Annotated in this window: 24 protein-coding genes; 14 read left to right on the forward strand and 10 right to left on the reverse strand. The window is 68.5% G+C overall.

Going from position 1 to position 25,430, the window contains the following annotated elements; all coding sequences use genetic code 11:
- Window positions 1–6 precede the first annotated feature (6 nt).
- Entirely contained in the window at window positions 7–966 is a 960-nt protein-coding gene (locus tag CTZ28_RS16080) for a FecCD family ABC transporter permease (protein WP_259471642.1), read from the reverse strand.
- An 86-nt stretch (window positions 967–1,052) separates the two neighbouring features.
- Window positions 1,053–2,030 (reverse strand): FecCD family ABC transporter permease, encoded by a 978-nt coding sequence (locus CTZ28_RS16085; RefSeq protein ID WP_259471643.1) that lies wholly within the window; start codon window positions 2,028–2,030, stop codon window positions 1,053–1,055.
- A 205-nt stretch (window positions 2,031–2,235) separates the two neighbouring features.
- Here CTZ28_RS16085 and CTZ28_RS16090 point away from each other — a divergent pair, with 205 nt between their 5' ends.
- A complete protein-coding gene (locus tag CTZ28_RS16090; RefSeq protein WP_121890080.1) occupies window positions 2,236–3,285 on the forward strand; it encodes an ABC transporter substrate-binding protein in 1,050 nt (349 codons plus the stop codon).
- Window positions 3,286–3,369: 84 nt separating this feature from the next.
- Here the strand turns inward: CTZ28_RS16090 and CTZ28_RS16095 are convergent, their stop codons facing one another.
- Window positions 3,370–4,260 carry an ABC transporter permease gene (locus CTZ28_RS16095; RefSeq protein WP_121890081.1) on the reverse strand — a complete coding sequence of 297 codons (891 nt, stop codon included), beginning with the start codon at window positions 4,258–4,260 and terminating at the stop codon, window positions 3,370–3,372.
- A gap of 295 nt (window positions 4,261–4,555) precedes the next feature.
- On the opposite strand from CTZ28_RS16095, the gene CTZ28_RS16100 reads away from it, so the two are divergent.
- A complete protein-coding gene (locus CTZ28_RS16100; RefSeq protein ID WP_121890082.1) occupies window positions 4,556–4,972 on the forward strand; it encodes a hypothetical protein in 417 nt (138 codons plus the stop codon).
- 59 nt (window positions 4,973–5,031) lie between these two features.
- On the opposite strand, the gene CTZ28_RS16105 is transcribed toward CTZ28_RS16100, so the two are convergent.
- Together CTZ28_RS16105 and CTZ28_RS16110 are read right to left on the reverse strand one after the other, a co-directional pair.
- Window positions 5,032–5,802 (reverse strand): SDR family NAD(P)-dependent oxidoreductase, encoded by a 771-nt coding sequence (locus tag CTZ28_RS16105; protein ID WP_121890083.1) that lies wholly within the window; start codon window positions 5,800–5,802, stop codon window positions 5,032–5,034.
- Window positions 5,799–7,337 (reverse strand): acyl-CoA synthetase, encoded by a 1,539-nt coding sequence (locus tag CTZ28_RS16110; RefSeq protein WP_121890084.1) that lies wholly within the window; start codon window positions 7,335–7,337, stop codon window positions 5,799–5,801. The genes CTZ28_RS16105 and CTZ28_RS16110 overlap by 4 nt, the downstream gene beginning before the upstream one ends.
- Window positions 7,338–7,506: 169 nt before the next feature.
- On the opposite strand from CTZ28_RS16110, the gene CTZ28_RS16115 reads away from it, so the two are divergent.
- From CTZ28_RS16115 to CTZ28_RS16125, 3 genes are read left to right on the forward strand one after another with little or no spacing between them, the layout of a single operon-like run.
- Window positions 7,507–8,331: an enoyl-CoA hydratase/isomerase family protein gene (locus CTZ28_RS16115; RefSeq protein WP_121890085.1), complete on the forward strand. Its 825-nt coding sequence runs from the start codon at window positions 7,507–7,509 to the stop codon at window positions 8,329–8,331.
- Window positions 8,328–9,386: an alcohol dehydrogenase catalytic domain-containing protein gene (locus tag CTZ28_RS16120; RefSeq protein ID WP_121890086.1), complete on the forward strand. Its 1,059-nt coding sequence runs from the start codon at window positions 8,328–8,330 to the stop codon at window positions 9,384–9,386. The genes CTZ28_RS16115 and CTZ28_RS16120 overlap by 4 nt, the downstream gene beginning before the upstream one ends.
- A gap of 1 nt (window position 9,387) precedes the next feature.
- Window positions 9,388–10,542, forward strand: coding sequence for an acyl-CoA dehydrogenase family protein (locus CTZ28_RS16125; RefSeq protein ID WP_121890087.1), 1,155 nt, complete (start codon window positions 9,388–9,390; stop codon window positions 10,540–10,542).
- A gap of 53 nt (window positions 10,543–10,595) precedes the next feature.
- Here CTZ28_RS16125 and CTZ28_RS16130 read toward each other — a convergent pair whose 3' ends face one another.
- A complete protein-coding gene (locus CTZ28_RS16130; RefSeq protein WP_121890088.1) occupies window positions 10,596–11,303 on the reverse strand; it encodes a TetR/AcrR family transcriptional regulator in 708 nt (235 codons plus the stop codon).
- Between the two features lie 197 nt (window positions 11,304–11,500).
- Between CTZ28_RS16130 and CTZ28_RS16135 the strand changes: the two genes are divergently transcribed.
- Window positions 11,501–13,498 (forward strand): alpha-ketoacid dehydrogenase subunit alpha/beta, encoded by a 1,998-nt coding sequence (locus tag CTZ28_RS16135; protein ID WP_121890089.1) that lies wholly within the window; start codon window positions 11,501–11,503, stop codon window positions 13,496–13,498.
- 146 nt (window positions 13,499–13,644) lie between these two features.
- On the opposite strand, the gene CTZ28_RS16140 is transcribed toward CTZ28_RS16135, so the two are convergent.
- Complete coding sequence (locus CTZ28_RS16140) at window positions 13,645–14,691, reverse strand: cyclase family protein (RefSeq protein WP_121890090.1); 1,047 nt, start codon at window positions 14,689–14,691, stop codon at window positions 13,645–13,647.
- Between the two features lie 193 nt (window positions 14,692–14,884).
- On the opposite strand from CTZ28_RS16140, the gene CTZ28_RS16145 reads away from it, so the two are divergent.
- Both CTZ28_RS16145 and CTZ28_RS16150 read left to right on the forward strand, forming a co-directional pair.
- Window positions 14,885–15,283, forward strand: a complete 399-nt coding sequence (locus CTZ28_RS16145; RefSeq protein WP_121890091.1) for a nuclear transport factor 2 family protein — start codon at window positions 14,885–14,887, stop codon at window positions 15,281–15,283.
- Between the two features lie 26 nt (window positions 15,284–15,309).
- The gene (locus tag CTZ28_RS16150; RefSeq protein ID WP_121890092.1) at window positions 15,310–15,708 is read left to right on the forward strand and encodes a nuclear transport factor 2 family protein; all 399 of its coding nucleotides are present in this window, start codon (window positions 15,310–15,312) and stop codon (window positions 15,706–15,708) included.
- A gap of 63 nt (window positions 15,709–15,771) precedes the next feature.
- Here CTZ28_RS16150 and CTZ28_RS16155 read toward each other — a convergent pair whose 3' ends face one another.
- Window positions 15,772–17,439 carry a flavin-containing monooxygenase gene (locus CTZ28_RS16155; protein ID WP_121890093.1) on the reverse strand — a complete coding sequence of 556 codons (1,668 nt, stop codon included), beginning with the start codon at window positions 17,437–17,439 and terminating at the stop codon, window positions 15,772–15,774.
- 217 nt (window positions 17,440–17,656) lie between these two features.
- Between CTZ28_RS16155 and CTZ28_RS16160 the strand changes: the two genes are divergently transcribed.
- The 5 genes from CTZ28_RS16160 (at window position 17,657) to CTZ28_RS16180 (ending at window position 21,547) form a co-directional block, all read left to right on the forward strand.
- Complete coding sequence (locus CTZ28_RS16160; protein WP_220795341.1) at window positions 17,657–18,049, forward strand: carboxymuconolactone decarboxylase family protein; 393 nt, start codon at window positions 17,657–17,659, stop codon at window positions 18,047–18,049.
- A gap of 118 nt (window positions 18,050–18,167) precedes the next feature.
- Window positions 18,168–18,908 (forward strand): SDR family NAD(P)-dependent oxidoreductase, encoded by a 741-nt coding sequence (locus CTZ28_RS16165; RefSeq protein ID WP_121890094.1) that lies wholly within the window; start codon window positions 18,168–18,170, stop codon window positions 18,906–18,908.
- A gap of 153 nt (window positions 18,909–19,061) precedes the next feature.
- Window positions 19,062–20,264, forward strand: coding sequence for an NAD(P)/FAD-dependent oxidoreductase (locus CTZ28_RS16170; RefSeq protein WP_259471644.1), 1,203 nt, complete (start codon window positions 19,062–19,064; stop codon window positions 20,262–20,264).
- 23 nt (window positions 20,265–20,287) lie between these two features.
- Window positions 20,288–20,482 (forward strand): ferredoxin, encoded by a 195-nt coding sequence (locus CTZ28_RS16175; RefSeq protein WP_121890095.1) that lies wholly within the window; start codon window positions 20,288–20,290, stop codon window positions 20,480–20,482.
- Window positions 20,483–20,608: 126 nt separating this feature from the next.
- Window positions 20,609–21,547 (forward strand): SDR family NAD(P)-dependent oxidoreductase, encoded by a 939-nt coding sequence (locus CTZ28_RS16180; protein ID WP_121890096.1) that lies wholly within the window; start codon window positions 20,609–20,611, stop codon window positions 21,545–21,547.
- 164 nt (window positions 21,548–21,711) lie between these two features.
- Here the strand turns inward: CTZ28_RS16180 and CTZ28_RS16185 are convergent, their stop codons facing one another.
- Window positions 21,712–23,157, reverse strand: a complete 1,446-nt coding sequence (locus CTZ28_RS16185) for an MFS transporter (RefSeq protein WP_121890097.1) — start codon at window positions 23,155–23,157, stop codon at window positions 21,712–21,714.
- A 218-nt stretch (window positions 23,158–23,375) separates the two neighbouring features.
- On the opposite strand from CTZ28_RS16185, the gene CTZ28_RS16190 reads away from it, so the two are divergent.
- Entirely contained in the window at window positions 23,376–24,617 is a 1,242-nt protein-coding gene (locus CTZ28_RS16190; RefSeq protein ID WP_121890139.1) for a cytochrome P450, read from the forward strand.
- 262 nt (window positions 24,618–24,879) lie between these two features.
- On the opposite strand, the gene CTZ28_RS16195 is transcribed toward CTZ28_RS16190, so the two are convergent.
- Window positions 24,880–25,404, reverse strand: coding sequence for a TetR/AcrR family transcriptional regulator (locus tag CTZ28_RS16195; protein ID WP_259471645.1), 525 nt, complete (start codon window positions 25,402–25,404; stop codon window positions 24,880–24,882).
- Between the last annotated feature and the right edge of the window lie 26 nt (window positions 25,405–25,430).

Consider the following 25,430-nt stretch of genomic DNA (forward strand, 5'->3'; position numbering starts at 1 on the left):
CACTTGTCACTTCTGGCGCCACAACAGCCACATCAGGTAGAGGCCGCCGAGTGCTCCGGTCACCAGTCCCACCGGGATCTGGAAGGGTGCCAGCAGGCGTTGGGCCAGGAAGTCAGCGGTGCACAGCAGTACGGCCCCCACGAGGGCCGCGGTTCCCACGGGGATCCCCGGTACCCGCGCGGCACGGCGCGCCAGTTGGGGAGCCGCGAGCGCCAGGAACCCGATGGGCCCGGCGGTGGCGATGGCCATGCCGGTCAGCGCCACCCCGATCAGGAGGGCCGCGGTGCGGACGCGTTCGACCCGGACACCGAGTCCGGCCGCCGTCTCGTCCCCCATCCCGGTCATCTGCAGTGGCCTGGCCACAAGTGCGCTCGCGCCGAGAAGGAGGGGAAACAGCAGGGCTGCCGGCGCGACTTGGGTCCACGTGATGGCGTTGAGACTGCCGAATGTCCACGCCTTGGCGCTCTCAGCCGATTCGATGTCCGCACGTGTGAGGAGAAAGTCGTTCACCGACGACAGCATCGCCCCGACCGCGATCCCCGTGATGATCAGCCGGCTGCCGCCCGACGCCCCGCGCAGCGTGGACATGAGCTGGACCAGCACAGCGGTTGCCAGGCCGCCCAGCAGGGCTCCGCCTCCCGCCCCGAGTCCGGTGGCGCCGCCGCCGACGAGGAGGACGGTGAGGGCGCCCGTGGTGGAACCGGTGGTGAAGCCGATGATGTCCGGGCTGCCCAACGGATTGCGGGACAGGCTCTGGAACAGGGAGCCGGCCAGGCCCAGTGCCGCGCCGACCACCAGGGCGGCGGACAGGCGTGCCATCCGCTGCCCGAGCACGATGAAGCGGTCGGTGTCGTTCCCGCCTCCGCCGAGCACGTCCATCACTTCGGCGGCAGTGATGTGGTAGGTCCCGGTGAAGAGGCCCAGCGCGCACAGCGCGAGGCAGGCGCCGATTGCTGTCAGCCCCACCCAGCCTGTTCTGCGGGGCCACCGCAACGACCCGCCGTACGGCAGGCGCAGGACAGAGTATGCCTCGGTGGGTGTGCCGTGACGGCTCACAGGCGGACCGCCTTGCGCTTGTTGACCAGCCACATGAGGACCGGCGCACCGATGAAGGCCGTCACGATGCCTGCCTCGATCTCGCCCGGTCGTGCCACCACGCGTCCCGTGATGTCGCTCGCGAGGACGAGTGCGGCGCCTGCCGGTACCGCGTAGGCCAGCAGCCAGCGGATGTCCGGACCGAGGACCAACTGGAGGGCATGCGGGACGACCAGCCCGACGAACGCGATCGGACCGGCGGCCGCGGTGGCGGCGCCGCACAGCAGCATGATCGAGGTGAAGGCCGCAGCACGCACCAAGCCGGTGCGCAGCCCCAGCGCGGAGCCCGTCTCGTCACCGAGTGCCAGGGCGTTGAACGCCGGCCCGAGGGGCAGCGCGATGCCGATTCCGACTGCTATGAAGGGAACCGCGACAGTCAATGCGGGCGTACCCCGGTTCTCCAGTGCGCCGACCACCCAGAACCGGTAGGAGTCAAAGGCGTTCGTGTCGAACATCGTGAGAATGCCGGTGAGAGCACCAAGGGTGGCCGACATGGCCGCCCCGGCCAGGACCAGCCGTGTGTGCTGCCCTGTGAACTGGCTACGTGACGTGAGCCCATAGACGGCGAGTGCGGACAGAATGGCGCCGACGAAGGCGAACCAGATGTATCCGGATGTCTCGGTGACTCCGAACAGTGAGATCGCCAGGACGACGGCGAAGGACGCTCCCGCGTTCACACCGACGAGACCGGGTTCCGCCAGCGGATTGCGGATGACGGACTGCATCACCACACCGGCGACGCCCAAGGCGCTGCCGACAACACAGGCCAGAAGCGTGCGCGGTATGCGCAACTGCCAGATGATGGCCCGCTCCGCGGCGCTGCCGCGGCCCGTGAGAACGCTCCACACCGTGTCGAGGGGAATGCTGCGGGAGCCGACCCCGAGACTGACCAGCGCGAGCAGGGCCACGGCAAGCAGACACACGAACCATCCCACGGTGCGCCGCCCATGGTGTCCTCGGATGCTGCGCCTGGTTGCCGGCACCGCGGGATCGGGCGGCCGTGTGTGTGCCGACCCGGACAACATCATCACTTTGGCGTTCTCTTCACTTCTGTGGTGGGGCGCTGCGCGCACCCGGTGTGACACAGCGCACTGCCGTCCGAACCCGGCCTGTTAGTAAGGCAAGCCTAAGCTACCTTTCATGGCAAGATTCAACCAGCCGGCGCTTGCGCGGCTCATCTCGGCTGCCGCTCTGAGCGCCCTCGTTCTGCTCACCGGCTGCTCCACCACCGACTCGTCGGACGCCCCGGCTGCCGCAAAGAGCAGTGCTGACACCCCTGCGGCCACGACACACACGGCTCCCCGGTCCGTTCCCGCAGGGATGGGCAGCGGCAAGAAGGACGGCGAGTTCCCCCGGACCGTCGCACACTTCGAGGGGAAGACCACCCTGAAGACGGCCCCCAAGAAGGTCGTCGTCATCTCCACCGGTCAGGCGGACGCCCTGCTCACTCTCGGCATCGTCCCCGTGGGTTCCACGCGCGGGGAGGGGGCCGACCTCATACCGGCCTACCTGACAGCTGCCTTCTCCGAGGACGCCGAGCAGATCGCGGCAGTGGCAGACGTCGGTTCGCGCTTCGAGCCGAACCTGGAGGCCGTCGCCAACATCAAGCCGGACCTGATTCTCATGAACACCGCCGGCAAGGATGCCAAGAGCCTCTACACCTCGCTCAGCAACCTCGCGCCCACCGTCGCCACCCAGGGGACGGGCCTGTACTGGAAGCAGGACTTCCTTCTCCTGGCCGACGCCGTCGGCAAGACGCAGCAGGCGCAGCGTTTCCTGGACGACTTCCATGCCGACGCCGCAGCTCTGGGCAAGCAGTTGAAGAAGCCGGTCACCGTCTCCTTCCTGCGGATGAACGGCGACAGGCTCCGGGTCTTCGGGGTGCCGTCCTTCACCGGCAGCATCGCTGAAGACGCCGGCCTGGGTCGCCCCCAGAGCCAGCAATTCGACGATACGTCCGAGGACATCAGCAATGAGCAGCTCGACCGTGCGGATGCCGACTGGCTCTTCTACGGCGTCCAGGGCGGGGACGCGAAGGCGACCGCACTCGTCAAGGCTCCCCTCTGGCCGACTCTCCAGGCCGTGACGAACAAGACCGCGGTCCCCGTCGACGACGACGTCTTCTACCTCAACACCGGCCCCACAGCTGCCCGCGGAGTCCTGTCGGTACTCCAGAAGGACCTCGGCTAGCGAGTAACCCCCTGTTGGCCTCGGCGTTCGGCTCCACGGCGCCGAGGCCGGCAGGAAACACCACCGAACGAGACGAGCACACGCTCAAGGTGACGAGTGAGACCGGGCAGCTTCCCGTACCCGACGGGAACGGAGCGGCCTCGGGACCCATTTCCGCGGAGCTGAGGTGTCCGGTTTCGCCCCGGCACCGTTGCTCCGTGCCTGGTCGGATCCGGTGATCAAACCGCGTGCCAGCAACTCCAGCGTCAGCGACACCGCAACCGCCTGCACAGCCAACAGGGCTACGAGAACGAACAGTTGCACCGCTCCAGCGGCGACCGGGTCGGCACCGCCGAGAAGCATCCCGACGAAAGCACCCGGAAGCGTCACCAACCCCACGGTGCGGGTCTGGTCCAGACCTGGGACCAGTGCCTCCGAGGCAGCCGGCCTGGCGATCTCCAGACGCGCATCCCGGTCCAGCATCCCCAGGGCCATGGCGGCTTCGACCTCGCCATGCCGCGAACGCAGCTCCGCAAGGCCCTGCCGCCCGGCGAGCACGGTCGCGGTCAGCGCACCGCCGATCAGAATGCCGGCCACCGGGATGACCGCGATCCCCTGCACGGGCAGCAGGCCGGTTCCCACAAGGAGCAACAGAACCGGCCCGGCGGCACCGCCTATCGGAAGCGCTGCCCACCACCACGTACGGTCCGCAGTGATCCGCCTGCCCGCAGTCCGCACCGCCACGCCATACATCACCAGGACGAACACGGGCAGCGCGATCACGGATCGCACCACCCACCCGATGACGGCCGACACCACGGCCAGCTGGACCGCTCCACGCAGACCAGCGGAAAGTATCTGCCAAGCGCGGCTGTTCGTGTCATCCGGCGACAGATGGAAAAGCACCGCGGTCAGCACGGCGGCCACCAACAGAACCGCGAGAACCCACGCCAGCGTCGCACTGACCGGCAGCAACTGAGCGGATCCCAGACACATTTCACCACCACCTCATTCCCCGCGTCGTCAAGGCCAGGGCATGCTGACTGAGCGCCCCGCCACGCCATACTCGCAGCCCAAGGGGTGAGAGCTCGTCTCCACGAACCGGAGTGGCAGCGACAGTCACCGGTGCAGCCGTCTACACCACAAGCAGGTCCCATCCCATGGTGTAGCCGGCTACACCATGCTTTCGGGAGCACGTTCCCTCGTGGTGGTGGACGGATGCCGGGATCGTCGGTGACAACGAGGGGGTTCCCTTCCTCGTCGATCTGACCATCACCCGAAGGAAACTCCCGTGATCTCGGTCTTCTCCCAAGTGAAATCGTTCTTCGTCAACTTGTTCCTCTGGTCGCTCTTCGTCGTCGGCCTCGCCCTCAGCGGTGCGGCCAAGCAGATCTTCGACGACAACACTCAGCAGAACCTCGCCACTTATGGCGGGGGAGTGGTCGCCCTCATCGCCGGCTCGAGGATCGCGCAGAAACCGAGGATCAAGGCGTTCTTGGGGCGGCCGGGCACGCTCTGGTTCCTTTTCCTGTTCAACGGAGCTGCGGCTGCGGGCATGTACGTCGCCATGGACGGCGTGGACCGGTATGTGGGCGCCGGCATGATGGGCCTGGTGTCCCTGGGCGCGCTCGGCGGCCTGGTCGCGAGCAGGAAGAAGTCGACGGGCGGTCACCCGCACCGTGTCGACCCCGACGGTCCCTGGGCATGAGGGACCTGACGGGTCGGGGAGTCTGAACGGGGCCGCGGCGTCGTCCACCGGGCTCTCCTTCACCAGGCGGTCCACCCGCCGTCCACGGTGAGAGTCGTCCCCGTGACGAAGCGAGAAGCGTCCGAGGCCAGAAAGACCGCCGCGCCTCCCAGCTCGTCGGCGTCGCCCACGCGGCCCAGGGGGATACCACGCAGGATGCGTTCGCCCCACCGGCTGTCGAGCAACCCCGAGCTGAGGTCGGTGCGGAAGTAGCCGGGCGCCAAGGTGTTCACACGGACCCCGCGGTCGGCCCATTCCACGGCGAGTGCCCGGCTGAGCGCCTCGACGCCCCCCTTGCCGGCGGCGTACGCGGCGATCCGCTCGAATCCGGTACGCGCGTGCACCGAGGAGACATTCACGATCGAGCCGAAACGCTGCTCCAGCATCACCCGGCCTGCCTCGCGGCAACAGTAGAAGGTGCCCTGGAGGTTGACATCCAGCACCTGGCGCCAGTCGTCGTCGGTGACGTGCTCGCTGCGGGTGAAATGAGGGCTGATGCCCGCGCAGTTGACGACCGCGTCCAGGCGCCCGGTCTCCTCGGTGATGCGCGCGACCGTGGCTCGCACGGTGGCGGAGTCGGCGACGGAGCCGGGCAGCACCAACACCTTTCCCCCGTGCCCGGCGAGTTGGGAATCAAGCGTGTCCAGGTCACCGGACGTACGTGCGGTGACGGCGACCGTCGCCCCGGCCTGGGACAGAGCGACGGCGATGGCCCGGCCGAGGCCCTTGCCCGCGCCCGTGACCCAGGCGGTCTTCCCGTCGAGCCGCAGCGCGGCGTTCACATCAGTCATGCCTGCTCCAACGTGGGGATGTCGCGCAGCGTGCGTTTGAGGACTTTCCCCGAGGGGGTGCGGGGCAGTTCGTCGACGACCTCGAAGCGGGCCGGCACCTTGAACTTGGCCAGTCGGGCGCGGCAGAACTCGCGCAGTTCCTCGGCCCCGGCGCTGACCCCTGGCCGGAACACGACGAAAGCACGGGGTACTTCGCCCCACCGTGGATGCGGCAGACCGACGACCGCGGCCTCCAGCACGGCGGGGTGCTCGTACAGCACGCGCTCGACCTCGGGTGTGGCGATGTTCTCGCCGCCCGAGACGATCATGTCTTTCTTCCGGTCGTCGATGTAGAGGAAGCCATCCTCGTCGACGTGCCCGATGTCACCCGTGTGGAACCAGCCGTCCCGCAGGGCCGCGGTGGTGGCTCTTTCGTCCTGCCAGTAGCCGGGGAACACTTTGGGGCCGCGGAGCGTGATCTCGCCGAGCCCGCCCTCCGGAACCTCCTTGCCGGTGTCGTCGATGATCCTGACCCGGGTGTGGGGCACCGGGCGGCCGACCGAGCCGAGCTTGGACAGCGCGTGCTCACGGTCGAGGAACGTGTCGCCCGACACCGTCTCCGTGAGTCCGTAGGCGTCGGCGAACCAGGCGTTGGGGAAAGCAGTCATGATGCGCCGCAGCACCGGTTCCGGGGTCTTCTCGCCGCCACCCAGGACGAAGCGGACCGAGGAGGTGTCGTAGCGCTCGCGGTCCGGGACCTCCAGAACCGCGTTGACCATGGCGGGCGCCAGCCACACGTTGGTCACACGGTGCTCCTGGATCGCGCGCAGCGCACCCGTGGGGTCGAACCTGCGCTGGAGCACCACCTTTCCGCCCGCGTACAGCACCCCGAGTGCCGGCATGTCAAGGCCGCCGACGTGGTAGAGAGGACCGCAGACCAGCGTGGTGTCCGCCGCCGTCAGGCCGAAGTGGACAATGTGCGCCAGGTTCTTCGCCTGCACATTACCGTGCGTGATGCACACGCCCTTGGGCCGTGAGGTGGTGCCTGAGGTGTACATCAGCCGCTGCAGATCATCCGACGCGACCTCGACGGGCTGTACTCCGGCGCACGGGTGCCGTGCCAGCAGGTCCTCGTAACCGGTCCACGGCGCATCGAGGGAGTCGCCGTCCACCTGGATCCGATGGTCCAGGTCGGTCAGCCCTGCGGCGATCCGGTCCACCGAGCCGACGAGCTCGGGCTCCGTGACGAGGACCTTCACGCGGGCGTGGCCCAGGATGTACTGCCACTCCTCTTCGGACAGCCGGTAGTTCAGCGGCAGGAAAACCGCACCGATCCGGTTGACGGCGTACACCAGTTCCAGGAACTCCGGCCTGTTGTACAGCAGGAGCCCCACGATGTCGCCACGACAGACGCCCAGCTCGGCCAGGCCCGCCGCCAACTGGTTGACCCGCTCGTGCAGTTCGCGGACGGTCAGTTGTCGTTCGTCCTGCACGACGGCTACGGAGCCGGGCCTTTGGGCCGAGTGGTAGTCGAGGATGCTCGCGAAATTGTGCACGGCGACTCTCTCGTTCGGTGATCGGGAAGTGTTCCGACCGGTCGGTTGCCCGCTACAGAGTTTTAGTGTACCCATTGGTCTATAAAACCTAGCCGCACTTTACGATGCACCGCGCCCCACCGACAACCGTCGTGCGGCGCCCATTCAGTTCGAGGAAGGGGAGGACTCCGTGCCACGCATCCGGCTCGACACCGACGGACCGGTCGTCACGCTCCGCCTGGACAATCCGCCGATGAACGCGTTCGACTCCCGGCAGCGGGAGGAACTGGCCGCGTGTGTCCGCCGGCTGGCGGATTCCCGTGAGGTACGGGCCGTGGTGCTCTACGGCGGTGAGCTGCTCTTCGCGGCCGGCGCGGACATCAAGGCGCTCGCGGCCATGGGGCCCGCGGAGGTGCGGGGCTGGAACCGGGCGTTGCAGCGCACGTTCGACGAGGTGGCACGCCTGCCGATGCCCGTGGTCGCGGCGGTCACAGGGTATGCGCTGGGCGGGGGGCTGGAGCTGGCCCTGTGCGCCGATTACCGGGTGGCGGCACAGGACGCGGTGCTGGGCCAGCCGGAGGTGCGGCTCGGCATCATGCCGGGCTCCGGCGGCACCCAGCGCCTGACGCGCCTGATCGGCCCGGCCCGGACGAAGAACCTGCTGATGACCGGCCGCAGCGTAGGCGCCGAGGAGGCGCTCCGGATCGGGCTGGTGGACGAGGTCGTTGCGGCGGACTCGGTGCACACCGCTGCCTGTGCCTATGCGAGGCGGCTCGCTGCGGGGCCTGCCGCAGCCCTGGAGGCGATCAAGGAGGCGGTGGACCACGGCGGCGACACCGGTATCTCGACCGGGCTCGCACTGGAGCGGTCCTTGTTCACGCAGGTCTTCGGCACGGCGGACGCGGCCACGGGAATCCGTTCCTTCCTCGAACAGGGCCCGGGAAAGGCGAGATTCGACGGGCCCGCACGGGAGGGCGCCGAGACGGACCACGACACGGAGGGACGCACGACGTGAAGGCGCTGCGCTGGCACGGTGCACGCGATCTGCGGCTGGAGGAGGTACCCGATCCGCCGGCCCCGAGGGCGCACGAGGCCGTGGTGGAGGTGTCCTGGTGCGGAGTGTGCGGCACTGACCTGCACGAGTTTCTCGAGGGCCCGCACATGATCCGTTCCGAACCGCACCCGTTGACCGGAGCGAGTCCTCCGCTCGCTCTGGGACACGAGTTCAGCGGCACCGTGGTCGCACTGGGGGGCGAGGTCCCGGGCATCGCCGTCGGTGACCGGGTGACCGCGGATCCGGTCTGGCGGTGCGGCGTCTGCTACTGGTGTGCCCGCGGCGAGTACCACATCTGCCCCCGGAGCGGATCGGTGGGACTGGCGTCCTCCGGCGCGTTCGCCGAGCGGGTCACCGTCCCGCTCGCCGGGCTGACCCGGCTGCCGGACAACGTGACGGACGAGATGGCCGCGCTGGCCGAGCCCTTGGCCGTGGGCCTGCATGCGGTGACCCGGGCCGGTGTGCGGGCCGGCGACAACGTTCTGGTCCTGGGCGGCGGTCCCATCGGCTTCGCCGTCGTGCTCGCGGCCCGGCTGGCCGGAGCGGCCGGGCTGTTCGTGAGCGAGCCGCTGGCGGAACGCCGGGAGAAGCTCCTCGAAAGCGGTGTCACGGAGGCATTCGACCCGCTCGAATCCGATGTACGGCGTGAGGTGTTTCTGCGTACCGGCCGCGTCGGCCCGGACGCGGTGATCGACGCGACCGGGGTGCCGGCGCTGGCGGAGCAGGCCGTTGCGACGGTCCGTCGCGGCGGGCGTGTCGTCCTGGCCGGGGTGGGCCACGGCAGCGTCCGGTTCGACTTGGGACAGCTGGTGTTCTACGAGCGCGCTGTGCTCGGCACGCTCGGCTACAACTTCGACATCCCACGCGTCATCGACCTGATGAGCACCGGCCGCCTGGACGCCGGGGCCCTGCTCACGGGGCGGTTCTCGCTGGCGGAGGGGGCCGGGGTCTTCGCGGACCTGACTGCCGACCGGGCCCGTCACCTCAAGGTTCTGCTCACCCCGAAGGGACTGTGACATGGATTTCGACCTGCCTGAGGAGACCAGGGCGCTGCAGGACATGGTCCGCGATTTCGCGGCCCGGGAGATCACCCCGCACGCGGCCGCGTGGTCCGAGCGCGAGGAGTTCCCGACCCACATCTTCACCAAGCTGGGCGAGCTCGGTCTGATGGGCATGCTCGTACCGGAGGAATACGGCGGCGCGGGATCCGACATGGTCTCGTACGTGGCGGTGATGGAGGAACTCGGCGCCGCCGACCAGTCGGTCGCCTCGTCATGGAACGCGCACTCCACCATCGGCTCGCTGCCCCTGCTTGCGTACGGCACGGAGGAGCAGAAGCAACGCTGGCTGGCACCGTTGGCGCGGGGCGAGGCCATGGGCGCGTTCGGGTTGACCGAACCGGAGGCCGGCTCCGACGCGGCCGGAATCGCCACCACTGCCCGGCGGTCGGAGAACGGCTGGGTCATCAACGGCACCAAGATGTTCATCACCAACGCCGGGACCGACATCAGCCGGGGCGTCACGCTGCTGGCCGCGACGGGCCGGGACGACGACGGGCGCAAGCGGTACGCGACGTTCTACGTGCCGACCGACACGCCCGGATACACCTGCGGCCGGAAGCTGAAGAAGCTCGGCTGGCACGCCATGGACACCCGGGAGCTGGTCTTCGAGGACTGCTGGATCCCTGAAGACCATCTGATCGGTGAGGAGGGCGGCGGGCTGCGCCAGTTCCTCGCCGTACTGGACAAGGGACGGATCAGCGTGGCCGCGCTGGGCCTGTCGCTGGCGAAGGCAGCGCTGGCGCTGGCCGTGAAGCACGCCACGGAGCGGCACCAGTTCGGCCGGCCACTGGCGGACTTCCAGGCGGTCGCGCACAAGATCGCCGACATCGGCACCGGGTTCGAGGCAGCTCGCTGGCTGGTCTACCGCGCGGCATGGCTCGCCGATCAGGGCCGCCCGCACGCCACGGAGGCCGCGATGGCCAAGCTGTACGCTTCCGAGGCCGCCCATCGCGCCGCCTCCGAGGCTGTACAGATCCACGGTGGTTACGGCTACATACGGGAATCGGAGATCTCCCGGTTCTACGCCGATGCCAAGATCCTGGAGATCGGCGAGGGCACGAACGAGATCCAGCGCAACGTCATCGCGAAGGCTCTGGTCAAGCGGGCATGAGGCCCGGAGCGGACGGGTGTCCGCGGTGCGCTGCCGCGCACCGCGGACGCGGCTCAGCCCCCGACAGGGACGCTTTCCCATACGGCCTCGGGGTCGAGCGGAAGCTCGGGCCGGTCACGCTTGAACGCGGCGGCCCGCTTCTCGACATCCGGCAGGGTCCCTTCGGCCGCGCCGAATCCCCGGAAGAGGGTGGCGCAGTACTGGCGGGACAGGAACGCCGGATCCCACGGCCCGTCCGGCCGCACCCACTGGTAGGTGTGGTTGTGGAGGTTGAGGAACTGGAGCGTGGCCAGCCGCGGTTCGAACGGCTGGAACGTGCCGCGCTCGACGGCTTCCATGAGGAGTGTGGACACCAACTGCTCGAAGTCGGAGCGCTGGCCGAGCAGCGTCTGCAGTTCATCTCCGCTGAGGCTGCGGTAGTCGTGCTCGTAGACCCAGATATGGTCGAGCCTGCGGAAGATGATCGTCAGCAGCGACTCGGACAGCAGCCGCAGCCGCAGCAGAGGATCCTCGTCGAGCCCGGCGATCTCCCGTGCTCGGGACAGCAGCGGCCGCATCACGCGCGACTGGATCTCGATGAGCAGGTTTTCCTTGGAGCCGATGTAGTAGTACAGGGCACCCTTGGCGAGACCGACCGCACGGCCCAGGTCGTTCACGGATGTCGCGGCGTATCCCTGGCGGGCGAACATCTCCGCAGCAGTGTCGATGATCTTCTCGCGTCTGACCTGGAAATCGGGTCCGTGGCCCGGTGGGCGTGGCATGTGTTTCTCTCCCCTGACATGACAGCGCGTCGACGGGACCGCAGCCTTCGTGCCTGCTCCAGCCGGCTGTCGCCCGGCGGGGGGAGAGCAGGCACGAGGACTGCTGCCCCCAGTTTGCTAGACCAAACGGTACATTAAAACGACGGTCCAGGCGTTGCTCTCGGCGCACCGCCTGTGTGAGCGTAGCGAGGACGCACATGACTGTGGCACCGCAGACCACCGGCGTGGATCCCACACACGTGGAGCGGCTTGTAGAGATGTATCGCCGGATGCGCCGCATCCGGCGGTTCGAGGAACGGGCCTCAGAGCTGTACAAGGCGACGGAGATTCCCGGCTTCCTGCACCTGTCGATCGGCCAGGAGGCCACCGCGGTCGGCGCCTGCTGGCCCCTGGGTGAGCGTGACGGCATCACCTCCACGCACCGCGGTCACGGTCACGTCCTGGCCAAGGGGTTGGACAGCGCCTCGATGATGGCCGAGCTGATGGGCCGGGAGGGGGGCACGTGCCACGGCCGTGGCGGCTCGATGCACATAGCCGACCCGGGCCTCGGGATCTACGGAGCCAACGGCATCGTCGGCGCCGGGCTCCCGATCGCCGCGGGGGTGGCGACGGCGGCCAAGCTGCGCGCGGCAGGCGACGTGGTGGTGGCGTTCTTCGGTGACGGCGCGGTCGCCCAGGGCATGTTCCACGAGGCCGTCAACCTGGCCGCTGTATGGGACCTGCCTGTTGTCTTCCTGTGCGAGAACAACCACTATTCCGAGTTCTCCCCTGCCGCCGAGCAGCACCGCGCCTCGCTGTCGGCCCGCGCTGCCGGATACGGCATCGGCTACGCACATGTGGACGGCAACGACGTCCTCGCGGTGGCGGGGACGATGACGGACGTGGTGGAGCGCCTGCGCACGGGCGGCGGTCCGGTCCTGGTCGAGGCGGAAACCTACCGCTGGCACGGCCACTACGAGGGCGATCCGGAGCGCTACCGCTCCACGGAGGAGGTCGCCACGGCCAAGGAGCGCGACCCGCTGCTGGTGGCCCGCCGCCACCTGGCGGCGGCCGGGTCGTCCGGGGAGGCGGCCGACGCAGTGGACGCGGAGATCGACCAGGAGATCGAGGCAGCGGTCGAGTGGGCCAGAAGCCTGCCCGAACCCGCCCCCGAGACCCTGCACCACTTCGTCTCCGCGCCCCGTCCCGCCCGCCCCGAGCCGGCCGCACCGCCGGCCGACGCCGAGGTCTTCCGCTCCATGGACGCCGTACGGCTCGCGCTTGAGCACGAACTCACCGCCGATCCGGACGTGTTCGTCGCCGGCATCGACGTCGGCGCGGGCGGTAACGTCTTCGGGCTCACCCGGGGGCTGGCCCAGGCATTCCCCGGCCGGGTCCGCGACACCCCGATCAGTGAGAGCGCCGTCCTCGGCACGGCGGTCGGAGCCGCCATGGCCGGGATGAAGCCCGTCGTCGAGATCATGTACATGGACTTCATCGGGGTCTGCCTGGACATGCTCCTCAATCAGGCCGCCAAACTGCGCTTCATGACCGGCGGCCGGGCCTCGTTGCCGCTCGTGGTGCGCACCCAGTTCGGCGCCGGACGCTCCTCGGGCAGCCAGCACTCGCAGAGCCTGGAGGCCATCCTCGCCCACATCCCCGGACTGACCGTGGTGATGCCCTCCGACCCGGCCGAGACATACGGCCTGCTGCGCGCCGCCATCCAGGACCCCAACCCGGTGGTCTTCGTCGAGAACCGCCTCCAGTACGGCCTGAAAGGCCCGCGTCCAGCGGCCGATCACCTGGTCCCGCTGGGCCGGGCAAGGGTGGTCAGGGAAGGTACCGACGTCACCCTCGTCTCCTGGTCCCGGATGGTCCACGACGCGCTCGCCGCGGCCGAACTGGTCGCTGCGCAGGGCATCAGTACCGAGGTCGTCGACCTGCGGACCATCGCCCCGCTGGACCGGGAGACCGTTCTCTCCTCCCTCGCCAAGACCAACCGTCTGGTCATCGCGCACGAGGCGGTACGGGACTTCGGCGTGGGCGCCGAGTTGTCCGCCCTGGCCGTCGACGAGGGCTTCTGGCATCTGGACGCGCCTGTCACCCGCGTGGCACCGCCTGCGACGCCTGCCCCCTACGCACCCTCGCTCGAGCGTCTGTGGCTGCCTTCGCGGGACACCATCGCCGACACATTGCGCCGGATCGCCGCGGTCTGAGCCACAGGGCCGGACGAGCGAGGCTTGCGAAAAGGATGCTCCCCACGGCTACGGCCGTGGGGAGCATCCTCTTGAGAATCCGCCGCCCGCCCAGCCGTACTGGCAGGACCGGGCCGTGGGCCGGCGGCGGATCTCGGACCGGTGTGTCAGACGGTTGCGACCGGCGTCAGCGGGCTGCCCTGGGTGCCGGGGAGGTTGAGCGGGGGAGCGGTGAGCAGGAAGCGGCTGCGGTCGTGTGCACGCAGCCAGGCCGCGAGGTCGTGGAGATACCACAGCTCGCCGAGCGGCACCCCCAGCTTGAACAGGCACAGATGATGGATCGGCAGCAGTGTGTGCGGGCCCTGGGCCTGGGTGACGCCCACGCCCTCGACGGCGTAGTTGTCGGCGATCAGGGCGGAGATCTGCGAGTCGGCGATCCACTCCAGCAGTGCCGCGTCGCCGGCGTCGAGGTAGGGGGCCGTCCGGTGGATGGCTACGGGGTCGGGGTTCTTCTCCCAGGCGAGGATCTGGGTGGCGAAACCGGTGTGCAGCAGGAGCATGTCGCCGGGTTCGACGGTGATGTTGTCGGCGGCCATGATGTCCTGGAGCTGTTTCAGATTGACCGGCTGGTACCCGGTGCCCAGGTGGTGGGCCAGGTCGATGAGGACGCCGCGGCCCTGGACACCGTGCGCGGCCATGTGTTCGAGGCCGAGGTGGCGGGCGAAGCTGAGGCTGCCGCTGCCGTCGCCCTTCGCATCGTCCTGGGGGCCGACGATGTCGGTGCCGGGGCGGTAGCCGTTGTAGTAGACGGGTTCGGCGATGCCGTCGCCGTCGGCGTCGAACTCGGCACCCTGGTGCGCGAGGGCGTCCCACTGGGTGGAGTACTGCAGCCAGAGGGTCACCACGTCGTCGGACCATACGTCGACGAGGTCGGGACTTATCTGCTCACGGGCGACGACGTTGTAGAAGACGTCCTGCTTGTGTGCCAGATCCTCGGTGGGACGCAGGACGGGCGGATAGCGCCGCTGGTTGAGGGCGGTACCACCGGGATAGTCGAGCGGCAGGCTGAGGCTGAAGGTGATCCCGTGCTCGACCGTACGCACCCCCTGCAGCACCTTCTCGGCGGTGAGCAGGTTGATACGGCCCAGCTCGTCGTCCTCACCCCAGTCGCCCCACGTCGACCCCGGTGGCCGCTGCTTCCAACGCTTCGTCACGATCAGTCCTCCTTCGGCGACAGTCCCCGTCGACAGTCGTCGGCGATGCTATGGGGGTTTGTACCGCTCGGTCAATGATTAATTCAAAAGCCGATGAGGGCTCGCCGGGTGCTGGTCATTGATAATAGACTCATCGGTCGAAAGATTCTTTTGCGGTAGCCGGTTCAGTACCGTCAGCCACTTGGAGAGACGAATGAGCGAAACCGTGCAGGCCCTGGTAGCCGCCGGTGTGCGTGCCGCGATCGGTGCGCACACCCGGGCGCAGGACGCCGGACGCACCGACGACATAGTCGCCCTGTACGTGCCCGATGCGGTCCTTGAAGTGCCGGGCCTTGCGCCCGTCGAGGGGCACGACGCGCTCCGTGAGGCGTTCAAGGGCTGGGCGCCGGCGAAGCCGCAGCTGCACCTGGTGTCCAACACGGTCATCACCTCGTGGACGGAGGAAGAGGCAACAGCGGTGAGCGACGTCGTCTTCTTCCAGCGTGGCGAGTCCGGCTGGGCGGTGCAAGTGGTCGGCCGGTACGACGACACGCTGCGCTGCCAGGACGGCGCGTGGCGTTTTCGGCGCAGGACCACCACCTACCAGGCGTAGCCGATCCTCATCTCCCGGGAGTCACCATGAGTACATCAGCGGAGGCGTCGGTCGCGGCGCACGCGCAGTCCCTCATTGCCACGTACGCGCAGGCCCTGGACGCCGGGCGGCCGGCCGACATGGTCGAGCTGTTCTGGCCCGACGGCGTCGCCGAGATCAGCGGTGTGGGCACCTTCGAAGGCCGGGACGCCCTACGCGAGGGCTATGCCGGATTCGTTCCCTCACAGCCGCAGCTGCACCTCGTGGGCAACACGGTGGTCACCTCTTCGGCGGGGGACGAGGCTACGGCCACCAGTGACTTGGTGTTCCTCCAGCGCGATGAGTCGGGCTGGGCGGTACGGCTGGTGGGGCGCTACGACGACACGCTGCGGCGGCGCGGCGGCGAGTGGCGCTTCCAGCGCAGGATTACGACCTTCCTGCCGTGACGTGGTGCGCGGGTCCCGACCGCTCGGCCGGCCGAAGGGCCGGCCGAGCGGTCGCGCAGGGGGTCAGCCGTCCCGTTCGTCGGCTTTTGAGAAGGCGAAGGTCGCGTAGTCGTACCGTTTGACCTCCCGGATCAGCTCCTGGAGCTTCCAGCGCCCGGTGGGGTTCAGCAACTGCCGGACGGCCTTGCCCGGGATGTTGGCGCCGTAGAAGTAGCTGCCGCGCTGGAAAATGGACAACGAGTCGCTGTTGTTCATGAGGTCCGTCCACTCCTGCTCCGCGGCGGCCTTGACCTCGATGACGTCATAGCCGCAGTCGCGCGTGTGGACCAGGGCCTCGGCGACGAAGTCCGCCTGGTCCCCGGCGTAGCGCGGGTTGTTGCCGAGGGCCCCGTGAGGTCCGCCGGGGAAGAAGAAGTTCGGGAAGCCCGCCGTGGCAACCCCGAGGTAGGTGGCCGGCCCGTCCGCCCAGTACTCCTTCAGCGCGAGACCCTGCCTGCCGCGCACTCCCAGTCGGTTCAGGGCGCCGGTGCCGAAGTCATAACCGGTGCCCCAGATGATGATGTCGAACTCGCGCAGGCCTGCGCTCGTCTCGATCCCGGTCTCGGTGATGCGGACGATGGGCTCCTCGGGCAGTGAGACGAGCGAGACGTTCGGCTTGTTGTACGCCTCGTAGTAGCCGGTCCCGAACGGCGGACGCCGTGCCCCGTAGCCGCCGTCCCCGGGGATCAGCTTCTCCGCCGTCCCCGGGTCCTGCACGATGCCGCGGATCTTGCCGGCCATGAACTCGCACCACTCGGCGTTCACCAAGGGGTTGCTCGTCATGTCGCGGTAGTGCTCGGTCAACTTGGTGAAGCCGGGGCTGTTCCAGATCTTCTCGTAGAACCGCTGCCGCTCCTCGGGACCGACATCTGCGCCGTTGACCGGGTTGATGGTGTGCAGGAACCCGCTCGGCGAGGTGTTGAGGGTGTCCCGGATCCGCTCGAAGTCGGCCCTGAGCCGCGCCTGCTCCTCGGGGGTGATGGGCCTGTTGTTGAGGGGCGTCACCCAGTCGGCCTTCTGCTGGTACACGGTCAGGGAGGCCACCTCGTCGGCGATCGCGGGCACGACCTGCACACCGCTGGAACCGGTCCCGATGAGTGCCACGCGCTTGCCGGTGAAGTCGATGGGCTCCTTCGGCCACCTGCTCGTGTGATGCTGCTCCCCCCGGAAGTCCGCACGGCCCGCGATGGGCGGGATGAACGGCACCGAGAGATTCCCCGTCGCCGCGACCAGGAAGCGGGTCCGCAGTGTGGTCCCGTTCTCGGTGCTCACGCTCCACGTGCCGGACGCCTCGTCGAAGACCGCCGAGGTCACCCGCGCATCGAAGACGATGTCGCGGCGCAGGTCGAACCGGTCGACCACGTGGTTGAAGTACCGCTCGATCTCGGGCTGGCCGGCGTACTGCTCCGACCACTCCCACTCCTCCCACAGTTCCTTCGAGAACAGGTAGCCGTAGGTGTAGCTCTCCGAGTCGAAGCGCGCCTCCGGGTAGCGGTTCCAGTACCAGACGCCGCCGACCCCGCTGCCGGCCTCCAGCAGCGTCGCCGAGAACCCGGACTCCCGGGCCCGGTACAGCTGATAGATCCCCGTGACGCCTGCCCCCACCACCACGACGTCCAACAGGTCGGCCGGACCCGCCTGCCGCCCTGGCGTCGCGTGCGCCGTCGCTGCTGCCTTCGTCGATTCGCTCATCTGCCCTCCACAGTGAACAGGGGGCTGCTCCGCCCGCTTGAGCCGATTGATAGATCGACCGGTCGATCGAATATTGCGAGCGTAGAGGAGCTCGGGGGTCCGATCAATGGTGGTAGCACCGCAGATGTGAATTGCCCGGACCGTTGATTATACCGACCGCTTGATCTAACTTTCGGCACGGGGGATGACGACGACGTCGTGCCAACAGGAGTCGCACATGACGGCCAAGAATGCCGAGAACCCGGCCGACCTGCGGAGCGCTGGGCTCGAAGCCATGCGCACAGCGCTGCCCGGGCTGTTTCCCGACGGGGACATCGATCTGCGTGACGGGCGCCTCGGGGAAGAGCTGGTGGAGATCGGCCTGACCAGCGTCTGGGGTGCGTTGTGGGCGCGTGAAGGGCTCAGCCCGCGTGACCGCAGTCTGGTCACGCTGGGAATCCTCATCGCGCTCGGAGCCGAGACCGAGTTGAGGACACACGTCCGGATCGGGGTCACCAACGGGCTGACCGAGGACGAAATCGCGGAAGTCATCTACCACGCCAGCGGCTACGCCGGCTTCCCGGCCGCAACGGCAGCGCGCAACGCCGCCCGCGAAGCCCTCTCCGGCTGACGGAGGGCGACGCACCACCGGGGCTGTCCGACGCAGGTACGGGGGATGGATCACCGGCCATGGCGGCGAGGCTCACATCCGGCCCGTTGTCTGGCACTACGCACGACTAGGAGCGCGCATGTCATTGCAAGGGAAGGTCGCGGTCGTCACCGGCGGCGCACGCGGCATCGGGCAAGCGGTCGCCACCGTACTCGCTGAGCGCGGTGCCGCGGTCGCGGTGTGGGACCTGAACGCCGAGGGCGCCGAGAAGACCGCCGCGGCGATTCACGAAGCCGGCGGTACGGCGATAGCGGTCACGGGAGATGCCGCCGACGCGGGCGCGGTTGCCGCCTCGGCGGCCCGGACCCGCGAGGAGCTCGGCCCTGTCCATATCCTCGTCAACAACGCGGGCACCACGGCCTACCAGGCATTCACGAGCATCAGCGAGGAAGCGTGGGACCGCATGATCGGGATCAATCTCAAGGGGCCGTTCCTGGTCACGAAGGCGTTGGTGCCCGACATGCTCACGGCGGGCTGGGGGCGGATCGTCAACATCTCGTCCTCGTCCGCGCAGACGGGAGCCCCGGCCATGGCCCACTACGTGGCATCCAAGGGCGGTGTCATCGGCCTCACGAGGGCGCTGGCCGTCGAGTACGCCGACAAGGGAATCACCGTGAACCACGTACCCCCGGGCTTCATCGACACTCCGCTGGTGCGTCAGGGGCCGGTCGATGTGGAGGCGGTCGCGGCCACCATGCCGATGAAACGGGCCGGTCAGCCGTCCGATGTCGCCTACGCGGTGGCGTACCTGGCGTCCGACCAGGCCGGATACATCACGGGACAGACCCTCAGCGCCAACGGCGGACGCTACCTCGTGTGACGCCTGCAGGCCCGCGGTAGCAGGTCGGCACGCCTGCGCGGGGCGTACGGGGGGTCGCCGCGGCTCGTCGGCGGCCCTCCGCCTCGCATTGTGTGTACCGACCGTTAGGTCTACGTTTCAGGTAGCATCGCATCACGCGCAACGGAGTCATCAATGACGATTGAGCACGGCATGACCGCCCCGGGCCGGGTTCTGGTGGTGGGTGCCTCGGCGTCCGGGCTCACCACGGTGGAGGCACTCAGACGCAGGGGATACGCGGGGGACATCACAGTGCTGGGCGACGAGCCCCACGCCCCCTACGACCGGCCTCCCCTGTCCAAACAGGTGCTCTCCGGAGCGTGGGAGCCGGAACGGGCGACCCTGCGTACCCCCGACGTCCTGTCGCAACTGGACGCCGAATTCGTCCTCGGCGACGCGGCGATCGGGCTGGACACGACGACACGGACAGTCCGGACGGCGTCCGGACGGGAGCTGGCCGCGGACGCGATCGTGATCGCCACCGGTGTGCGCACACGGACCCTGCCCGGCCAGGAGGGACTGCGCGGCGTGCACGCGCTACGCGGCCTTGACGACGCCCTGGCCCTGAAGAAGGACTTGGCGGCCGGTGTGCGGCTGGTGGTCGTCGGCGAGGGCGTCCTCGGTTCCGAGATCGCCGCCACCACGCGCATGCTGGGGCTCGACGTCACCCTCACCGGGCCGTTGGCGGCACCCATGACCCTCCAGGTGGGGCCCATGGTGTCGGCCCTGCTGGCGGAACTGCACACCGAACACGGAGTCCGTCTGCGCCTGGGCGCGGGAGCAGCAGCACTGACGCGTGCGGACGGGCGGGTCACCGGCGTGGAACTGACCACCGGGGAACACCTGCCGGCCGAGGTGGTGGTGGTCGCGATCGGAGCGGCCCCGGCGACCGAGTGGCTGGCGGACAGCGGACTGCGCCTCGACAACGGTGTGGTGTGCGACTCCCGGTGCCGCGCGGCGGAGGGGATCTTCGCGGTCGGTGACGTGGCCCGCTTCCACCACGAGCGCTTCGACTGCTTGATGCGCCTGGAGAACCGGACGAACGCCACGGAACAGGCCATTGCCGTGGCCGGAGCGATCCTCGGCGAGGACCGGCCCTATGTTCCCGTGCCCTATTTCTGGACTGACCAGTTCGACGCCAAGCTCCAGATACAAGGACGTGTCACCCCCGATGCCGAGGTCGTCGAGGGCGATGTGACGGCCCGGCGGTTCGTGGCCCGGTACACCAGTGACGGTGTCGTCACCGGTGTGCTCGGCTGGAACATGCCGAAGCAGACGCGTCTGCGCCGCCAGGAGGTGGTGGACGCCCTCCGTCCGCCCGTTGCCCCCATCCACTGAACGAAGAACCGGGAGACGCCGCCATGAAGGTTGTCATCGACGAGGAGAAGTGCGTCGCCGCAGGGCAATGCGTGGCCGCCGCCGCGGATGTGTTCGACCAGCGTGAGGAGGACGGTGTCGTGGTCCTGCTGAACGAGAATCCGCCGACGGAGCTGGCCGACGACGTCCGCAACGCCGCGGCGGTGTGCCCCGCACTGGCCATTCACATCAAGGAATGAAGGCAACGCCTTTCCAGGCGGCCGAGGTGACGGCCGGCACCGCGGTGCGGTCCGTTCCTGACATACCCACACCTACGCTGGCGCGCCACCGGCTTCGCGGGAGGGCGCAGCACGACAGGAGTTGACATGGACGAGTTGAGTTTTGCAGGACGTGTGGCCGTCGTCACCGGTGCCGGGCGGGGTCTCGGCCGGGCGTATGCCCGGCTCCTGGCGGAGCGCGGTGCGAAGGTGGTGGTCAACGATCTCGGCGGGTCGATGGAGGGCGAGGGAACTGATGCCGGACCAGCCCGGCAGGTCGCCGAGGAGATCACCGCGGCGGGTGGCGAGGCCGTGGCCGACACCAACGACGTCTCCTCGCAGGCGGGCAGCCAGGCGATCGTCAATGCCGCACTCGACGCCTTCGGGCGCATCGACATCCTCGTGAACAACGCCGGGATCATCAGATGGGCGGGCCTCCCCGAAGCAGACCTGGACAACCTCCGACGCCATCTGGCCGTGCACCTGGTCGGGTCGTTCAACACGATGTGGGCGGCCTGGCCGCACTTCGTCGAGCAGGGCTACGGACGAGTGGTGCTGACCACGTCTGCGGGGCTGTTCGGCCTGGACAACAACGTGTCCTACGCCGCGGCCAAGGGAGGTGTGATCGGCCTGGCCCGCAGCGCGAAGCTCGCAGGAGAGCCACATGGGATCAAGGTCAACCTCATCGCGCCCGCCGCCATGACGCGCATGGGCGGTGCCGAGGACGACGACGCACAGGGCACGTCCGGTCAGTCGTACATGCCTGCCGAAGCCGTGGCCCCCATGGTGGCTTACCTCGCGCACGAGAGCTGCCCGGTCAGCGGGGAGATCTACGCGGCGGGAGCCGACCGCTTCGCGCGCTTCTTCATCGGCTCCACTCAAGGCTATGTGCACCAGGGCGGTGCCGCCACGGTCGAGGACGTGGCGGAGAACTGGGACGCGATCAACGACGAGAAGGACTACTACGTGCCGTCGGATCTGATGGCGTGGACGGGCGCGTTCCTGGGACACCGGTTCCACCAGGACCCGGGCTCCGCGTCCGCGTAGCCTTCGCGGAGCAACTCCTCGCGTGGAACGGACGGGAAGAAGCACCTCCGCACCGCTGCGCACCGGCTGCAAGAGCGAACCCGGGCGGGGCCCGGCTCCGGTCGACCGGAGCCGGGCCCCGCCCGGAACACCATCTGATCCCCCAGCTGCTGCCGCCGCGGTTGTCAGGCCCTCGATGCCATGGCTGCGGGGACAGCCGCCGAACGCAGGCCCGGACGAATGAGGAACGCGAGGGCGAGCGCCACGAGACAGCAGACACCGATGAGGACGAACACCGACAGGTACGCGCTACGGGTACTGAACGACGTGCCGGCCACGAGCGACATGCTGAGCAGCAACGTCGTGAGTGACGTGCCGACACCCGTGAACGCGGTACGGACCACCACGTTCAAGCCCGTGGCCTCGCTGGTGTTCTCTGCGGGCGCTTCCTCTATGACCAGCGTCGGCAGCGAGGACAGGATGAACGACGTCGCCACCGTCAGGAAGACCGTGGAGAAGATCAAACCTGCCAGGGACGAGTAGAGCAATGCAAGGGCGACCGCGTTGAGCACTCCGAAGGCGCTGCCGATGATCAGGGATCGCCGGGCGCCGGCACGCGAGGCGATCCGGCCACTGACCGGCGAGAGCAGAAAACCGAAGATCGCGATGCAGAACGAGACCCAGCCCGCGTCGGTCGCACTCAGCCCGAGGCCGACGGGCGCGTCCTCGGGGGTCTGCATGATGATCTGGAGAAGGAAGCCCGTGGCGCCGAGGGGGCCGATCGCGAGGGCAGCGGTGGCGAGCATGGTGAGCGTGAGCTTGCGCTCGGCGAACAGCCGCAGGTTGATCATGGGGTTTTCGGTGCGCTGTTCCCGCAACGCCCACAGCAGCAGAAGAAGGAGACCTCCGACGACGCAGCCGATCGTCCGTGCGTCGATCCAGCCCCAGCTCGGAGTCTCGTTGACGCCGTAGAGCACCAGGGCGATCGCCGGGGCGAAGAGCACACTCCCGAGCCAGCTGACACGCCGCGTGTCGGCGAGCACGGTCGATCGGGGGAGCAGACAGCAGGCAGCCGCCGAGACCAGGGCGACGACGGCAGCCACGACGAAGATGTAATGCCAGCTCAGGTTGTCGATCAGTGCTCCTGCGATGATGTTGCCCGAGGCCGCGGCGAGCATCGCGGCGCCCGCGATCATTGCTGTCGCGACCGGCACGTACTTCTCCGGCAGGGTCTCGCGGGCCATTCCGAAGCACAGGGGGAGGATGCCGCCGGACACTCCCTGGACGGCCCGGCCGATGATCACGCCGGTGAGCGTGCCTGTGGACACGCTGACGATCGACCCGACCATGGAGATCAGCAGCAGCGCGATGATGACGTTGCGGCGGCCGTAGATGTCACCGAGGCGGCCGCAGACTGCGGCCGAGGCCGCGGCGACCAGGACGAAGGCGGTCAGGACCCAACTGGCGTCAACGGGGGTCGTACGGAAGTCGGTGATGATCCGTGGCAACGCGTTGAACATCATCGACGACTCGAAGGCGCTGACGACGTCGGCGAGGATCAGGACCGCGATGATGACCGGGATGGGGCGGGGGGGACGAACGCTGTCCCTGATTGTTTGATGGGATGACATCTTTGTCTCTTTCGCCTAGGCATGACTCGACAGTGATCGACTTGCACTTCGGCAGAAATCCCTGAAGCGGGCGTAAGGACAGGGCCCGTCGGTTCGGGATCGTGACAGCAAGTAGACCAACTGGTCAATACATCGCAAGTGATTGATTGGACCAGTCGGTCGAAGTATGGTTCGAGACGTACGCCGCGCCGCAGCCGTCAAGGAGAGGAATGCCGACCATGACCGAGAAGGTGGACGGTGCCGAGGTGACCGAGGAGCTTCCGAAGTACCCGTCGCCCCGAGCAGCGCAGTGCCCGTTCGCGCCGCCGCCGGGTCTGCTCGCACTGCATGAATCGGGCAAGTCCGTGGTACGGGCCGAGACCTGGGACGGCACCACGCCGTGGGTGGTGACGACTCACGCGGCCCAGCGGCAGCTCTTGGCGGACGCACGGGTGAGTGCCGACATCGGTGCACCCGGCTACCCGCACACCACAGCGTCCATGAAAGCGCACGCAGCCGAGATGCAGCCGTCGATCAACAACACCGACGGAGCCGAACACGCCCGCTGGCGAAGGATGCTGACCAGCTCCTTCACCAGGCACCGGATGGAGAAGCTGCGCCCGGCGATCCAGACGATCACCGACGACCTCATCGACAAGATGCTGGCCGGCCCCAACCCCGCTGAGCTGAACGAGGCATTGTCTCTGCCCCTGCCCTCGTTGATGATCTGCGAGCTCCTCGGGGTGCCGTACGAGGACCACGGCTTCTTCCAGGAGCACGCGGGCGTCACCAACGCGCGGTTCAAGACCCCCGAAGAGGCGGCCGAAACAACGCGGGTACTGCGCGAATACATCTCGGGGCTCATCGAGGCCAAGATGGACGACCCGGCCGAGGACGTCCTCTCCGACCTCGGCACGCGGGTCAGGGAAGGCGTGCTCTCCATGGAGGAGGCCGCGCCGCTCGGGCACATCCTCCTTGTCGCAGGGCATGACACCAGCGCGAACATGATCACGCTGGGCACCGCCCTGCTCCTGGAGAATCCCGATCAGCTCACGCTGCTCCGTCAGAACAGCGATGACCCGAAGTTCGTCACCAATGCCGTCGAGGAACTGCTTCGCTACCTCACCATTCCGCACCTGCTGGCGCGGCGGGCGGTCGTCGAGGACATCGAGATCGACGGCGAGACCATCCGTGCGGGGGAGGGCGTCATCGCAGCCCTGCCCGCGGCCAACTGGGATCCGCAGGCGTTCCCCGAGCCCGAGAAGGTCGACCTCACGCGCAAGGCCTCGCACCACATGGCGTTCAGCTGGGGTCCGCACCAGTGCATCGGGCAGCAACTCGCCCGCATCGAACTCCACGTCGTGTTCAGCACGTTGTTCCGCCGGGTGCCGACACTGAGGCTGGCCACCCCCCTCTCGGAACTGAAGTTCAAGGAGGACTCGCAGGCGTACGGCATCTACGAGTTGCCGATCGCCTGGTAGCAGTCGGCTCGCGTCATGCGGCCCTCGAGAGTTCGGCCCGGTGGCGCACCTGGAGGAGGGCTACCGGGTCTCACACTTCGCTGCCGCCCCCCCTGCCTCCTGAATGCCCGTGACCGAGAACCCGCCTCGGGCCGGCTGGGCATGACGCAGTCGAGGGAGCCGGCTCCGGTCGAGCAACCGGGTGGCTTCTCGGCGGCCACAGGGTCGAGCCCGGACCGAGGCGGTCGGGAGGCCTGCCGGGCGAGGCCGGCCGGTGACGCGGTCAGCCGCGGGCGAGCGCGGCGAACGCTTCGTCCAGGAGGGTCACGAGGTCGTGGTGGCCGTCGGAAGCGGTCCAGTGGTCCACGGCGACGCGCAGGCAGTCGAGTGCGGCGGCGACCCGGACCTGCTGGCCGAGCGTGGGCGTCGGGCCACGACCGGAGCGCTCGGCCAGGGCCAGGGCCAGGGCCGGGCACCAACCGTGCTGCTTCTCCAGCTGCCGCGCGCACAGGGCAGGGGTGTCCCGGACCAGGCGGGTCAACGCCAAAGCCGCGTCCGGATCCTTCCGGTATTCCTCGATGGCGGTGTCCAGAGCGTGGCGCAGCGCCGTCCAGTCGTCCTCGTCACCCGGGCGCCGGCGCAGGGCGTCCGCCACGCGCTCGCCCTTGTTGTCAAAAGTGCCGAGGACGGCGTCTTCCTTGGTGCCGAAGTAACGGAGGAAGGTACTGCGAGACACCCCGGCGGCCGCAGCCAGATCATCGAGGGTGACCTTCTCGAAGCCCTCACGTCGGAACAGCGTGAATGCCACCTGCGCAAGTTGGGCCCGGACCGCGG

This window comes from Streptomyces shenzhenensis (assembly GCF_003688995.1).
GTDB classification, from domain to species: Bacteria; Actinomycetota; Actinomycetes; order Streptomycetales; family Streptomycetaceae; genus Streptomyces; species Streptomyces shenzhenensis_A.

What these genes read in the sequence shown, in the direction of transcription:
- CTZ28_RS16090 (WP_121890080.1), top strand. Translation starts at nt 2,236, where the DNA reads ATGGCAAGATTCAACCAGCCGGCGCTTGCGCGGCTCATCTCGGCTGCC.
- CTZ28_RS16095 (WP_121890081.1), bottom strand. Translation starts at nt 4,260, where the DNA reads ATGTGTCTGGGATCCGCTCAGTTGCTGCCGGTCAGTGCGACGCTGGCG.
- CTZ28_RS16105 (WP_121890083.1), bottom strand. Translation starts at nt 5,802, where the DNA reads ATGACTGATGTGAACGCCGCGCTGCGGCTCGACGGGAAGACCGCCTGG.
- CTZ28_RS16125 (WP_121890087.1), top strand. Translation starts at nt 9,388, where the DNA reads ATGGATTTCGACCTGCCTGAGGAGACCAGGGCGCTGCAGGACATGGTC.
- CTZ28_RS16130 (WP_121890088.1), bottom strand. Translation starts at nt 11,303, where the DNA reads ATGCCACGCCCACCGGGCCACGGACCCGATTTCCAGGTCAGACGCGAG.
- CTZ28_RS16135 (WP_121890089.1), top strand. Translation starts at nt 11,501, where the DNA reads ATGACTGTGGCACCGCAGACCACCGGCGTGGATCCCACACACGTGGAG.
- CTZ28_RS16145 (WP_121890091.1), top strand. Translation starts at nt 14,885, where the DNA reads ATGAGCGAAACCGTGCAGGCCCTGGTAGCCGCCGGTGTGCGTGCCGCG.
- CTZ28_RS16150 (WP_121890092.1), top strand. Translation starts at nt 15,310, where the DNA reads ATGAGTACATCAGCGGAGGCGTCGGTCGCGGCGCACGCGCAGTCCCTC.
- CTZ28_RS16155 (WP_121890093.1), bottom strand. Translation starts at nt 17,439, where the DNA reads ATGAGCGAATCGACGAAGGCAGCAGCGACGGCGCACGCGACGCCAGGG.
- CTZ28_RS16160 (WP_220795341.1), top strand. Translation starts at nt 17,657, where the DNA reads ATGACGGCCAAGAATGCCGAGAACCCGGCCGACCTGCGGAGCGCTGGG.
- CTZ28_RS16165 (WP_121890094.1), top strand. Translation starts at nt 18,168, where the DNA reads ATGTCATTGCAAGGGAAGGTCGCGGTCGTCACCGGCGGCGCACGCGGC.
- CTZ28_RS16170 (WP_259471644.1), top strand. Translation starts at nt 19,062, where the DNA reads ATGACGATTGAGCACGGCATGACCGCCCCGGGCCGGGTTCTGGTGGTG.
- CTZ28_RS16175 (WP_121890095.1), top strand. Translation starts at nt 20,288, where the DNA reads ATGAAGGTTGTCATCGACGAGGAGAAGTGCGTCGCCGCAGGGCAATGC.
- CTZ28_RS16180 (WP_121890096.1), top strand. Translation starts at nt 20,609, where the DNA reads ATGGACGAGTTGAGTTTTGCAGGACGTGTGGCCGTCGTCACCGGTGCC.
- CTZ28_RS16185 (WP_121890097.1), bottom strand. Translation starts at nt 23,157, where the DNA reads ATGTCATCCCATCAAACAATCAGGGACAGCGTTCGTCCCCCCCGCCCC.
- CTZ28_RS16190 (WP_121890139.1), top strand. Translation starts at nt 23,376, where the DNA reads ATGACCGAGAAGGTGGACGGTGCCGAGGTGACCGAGGAGCTTCCGAAG.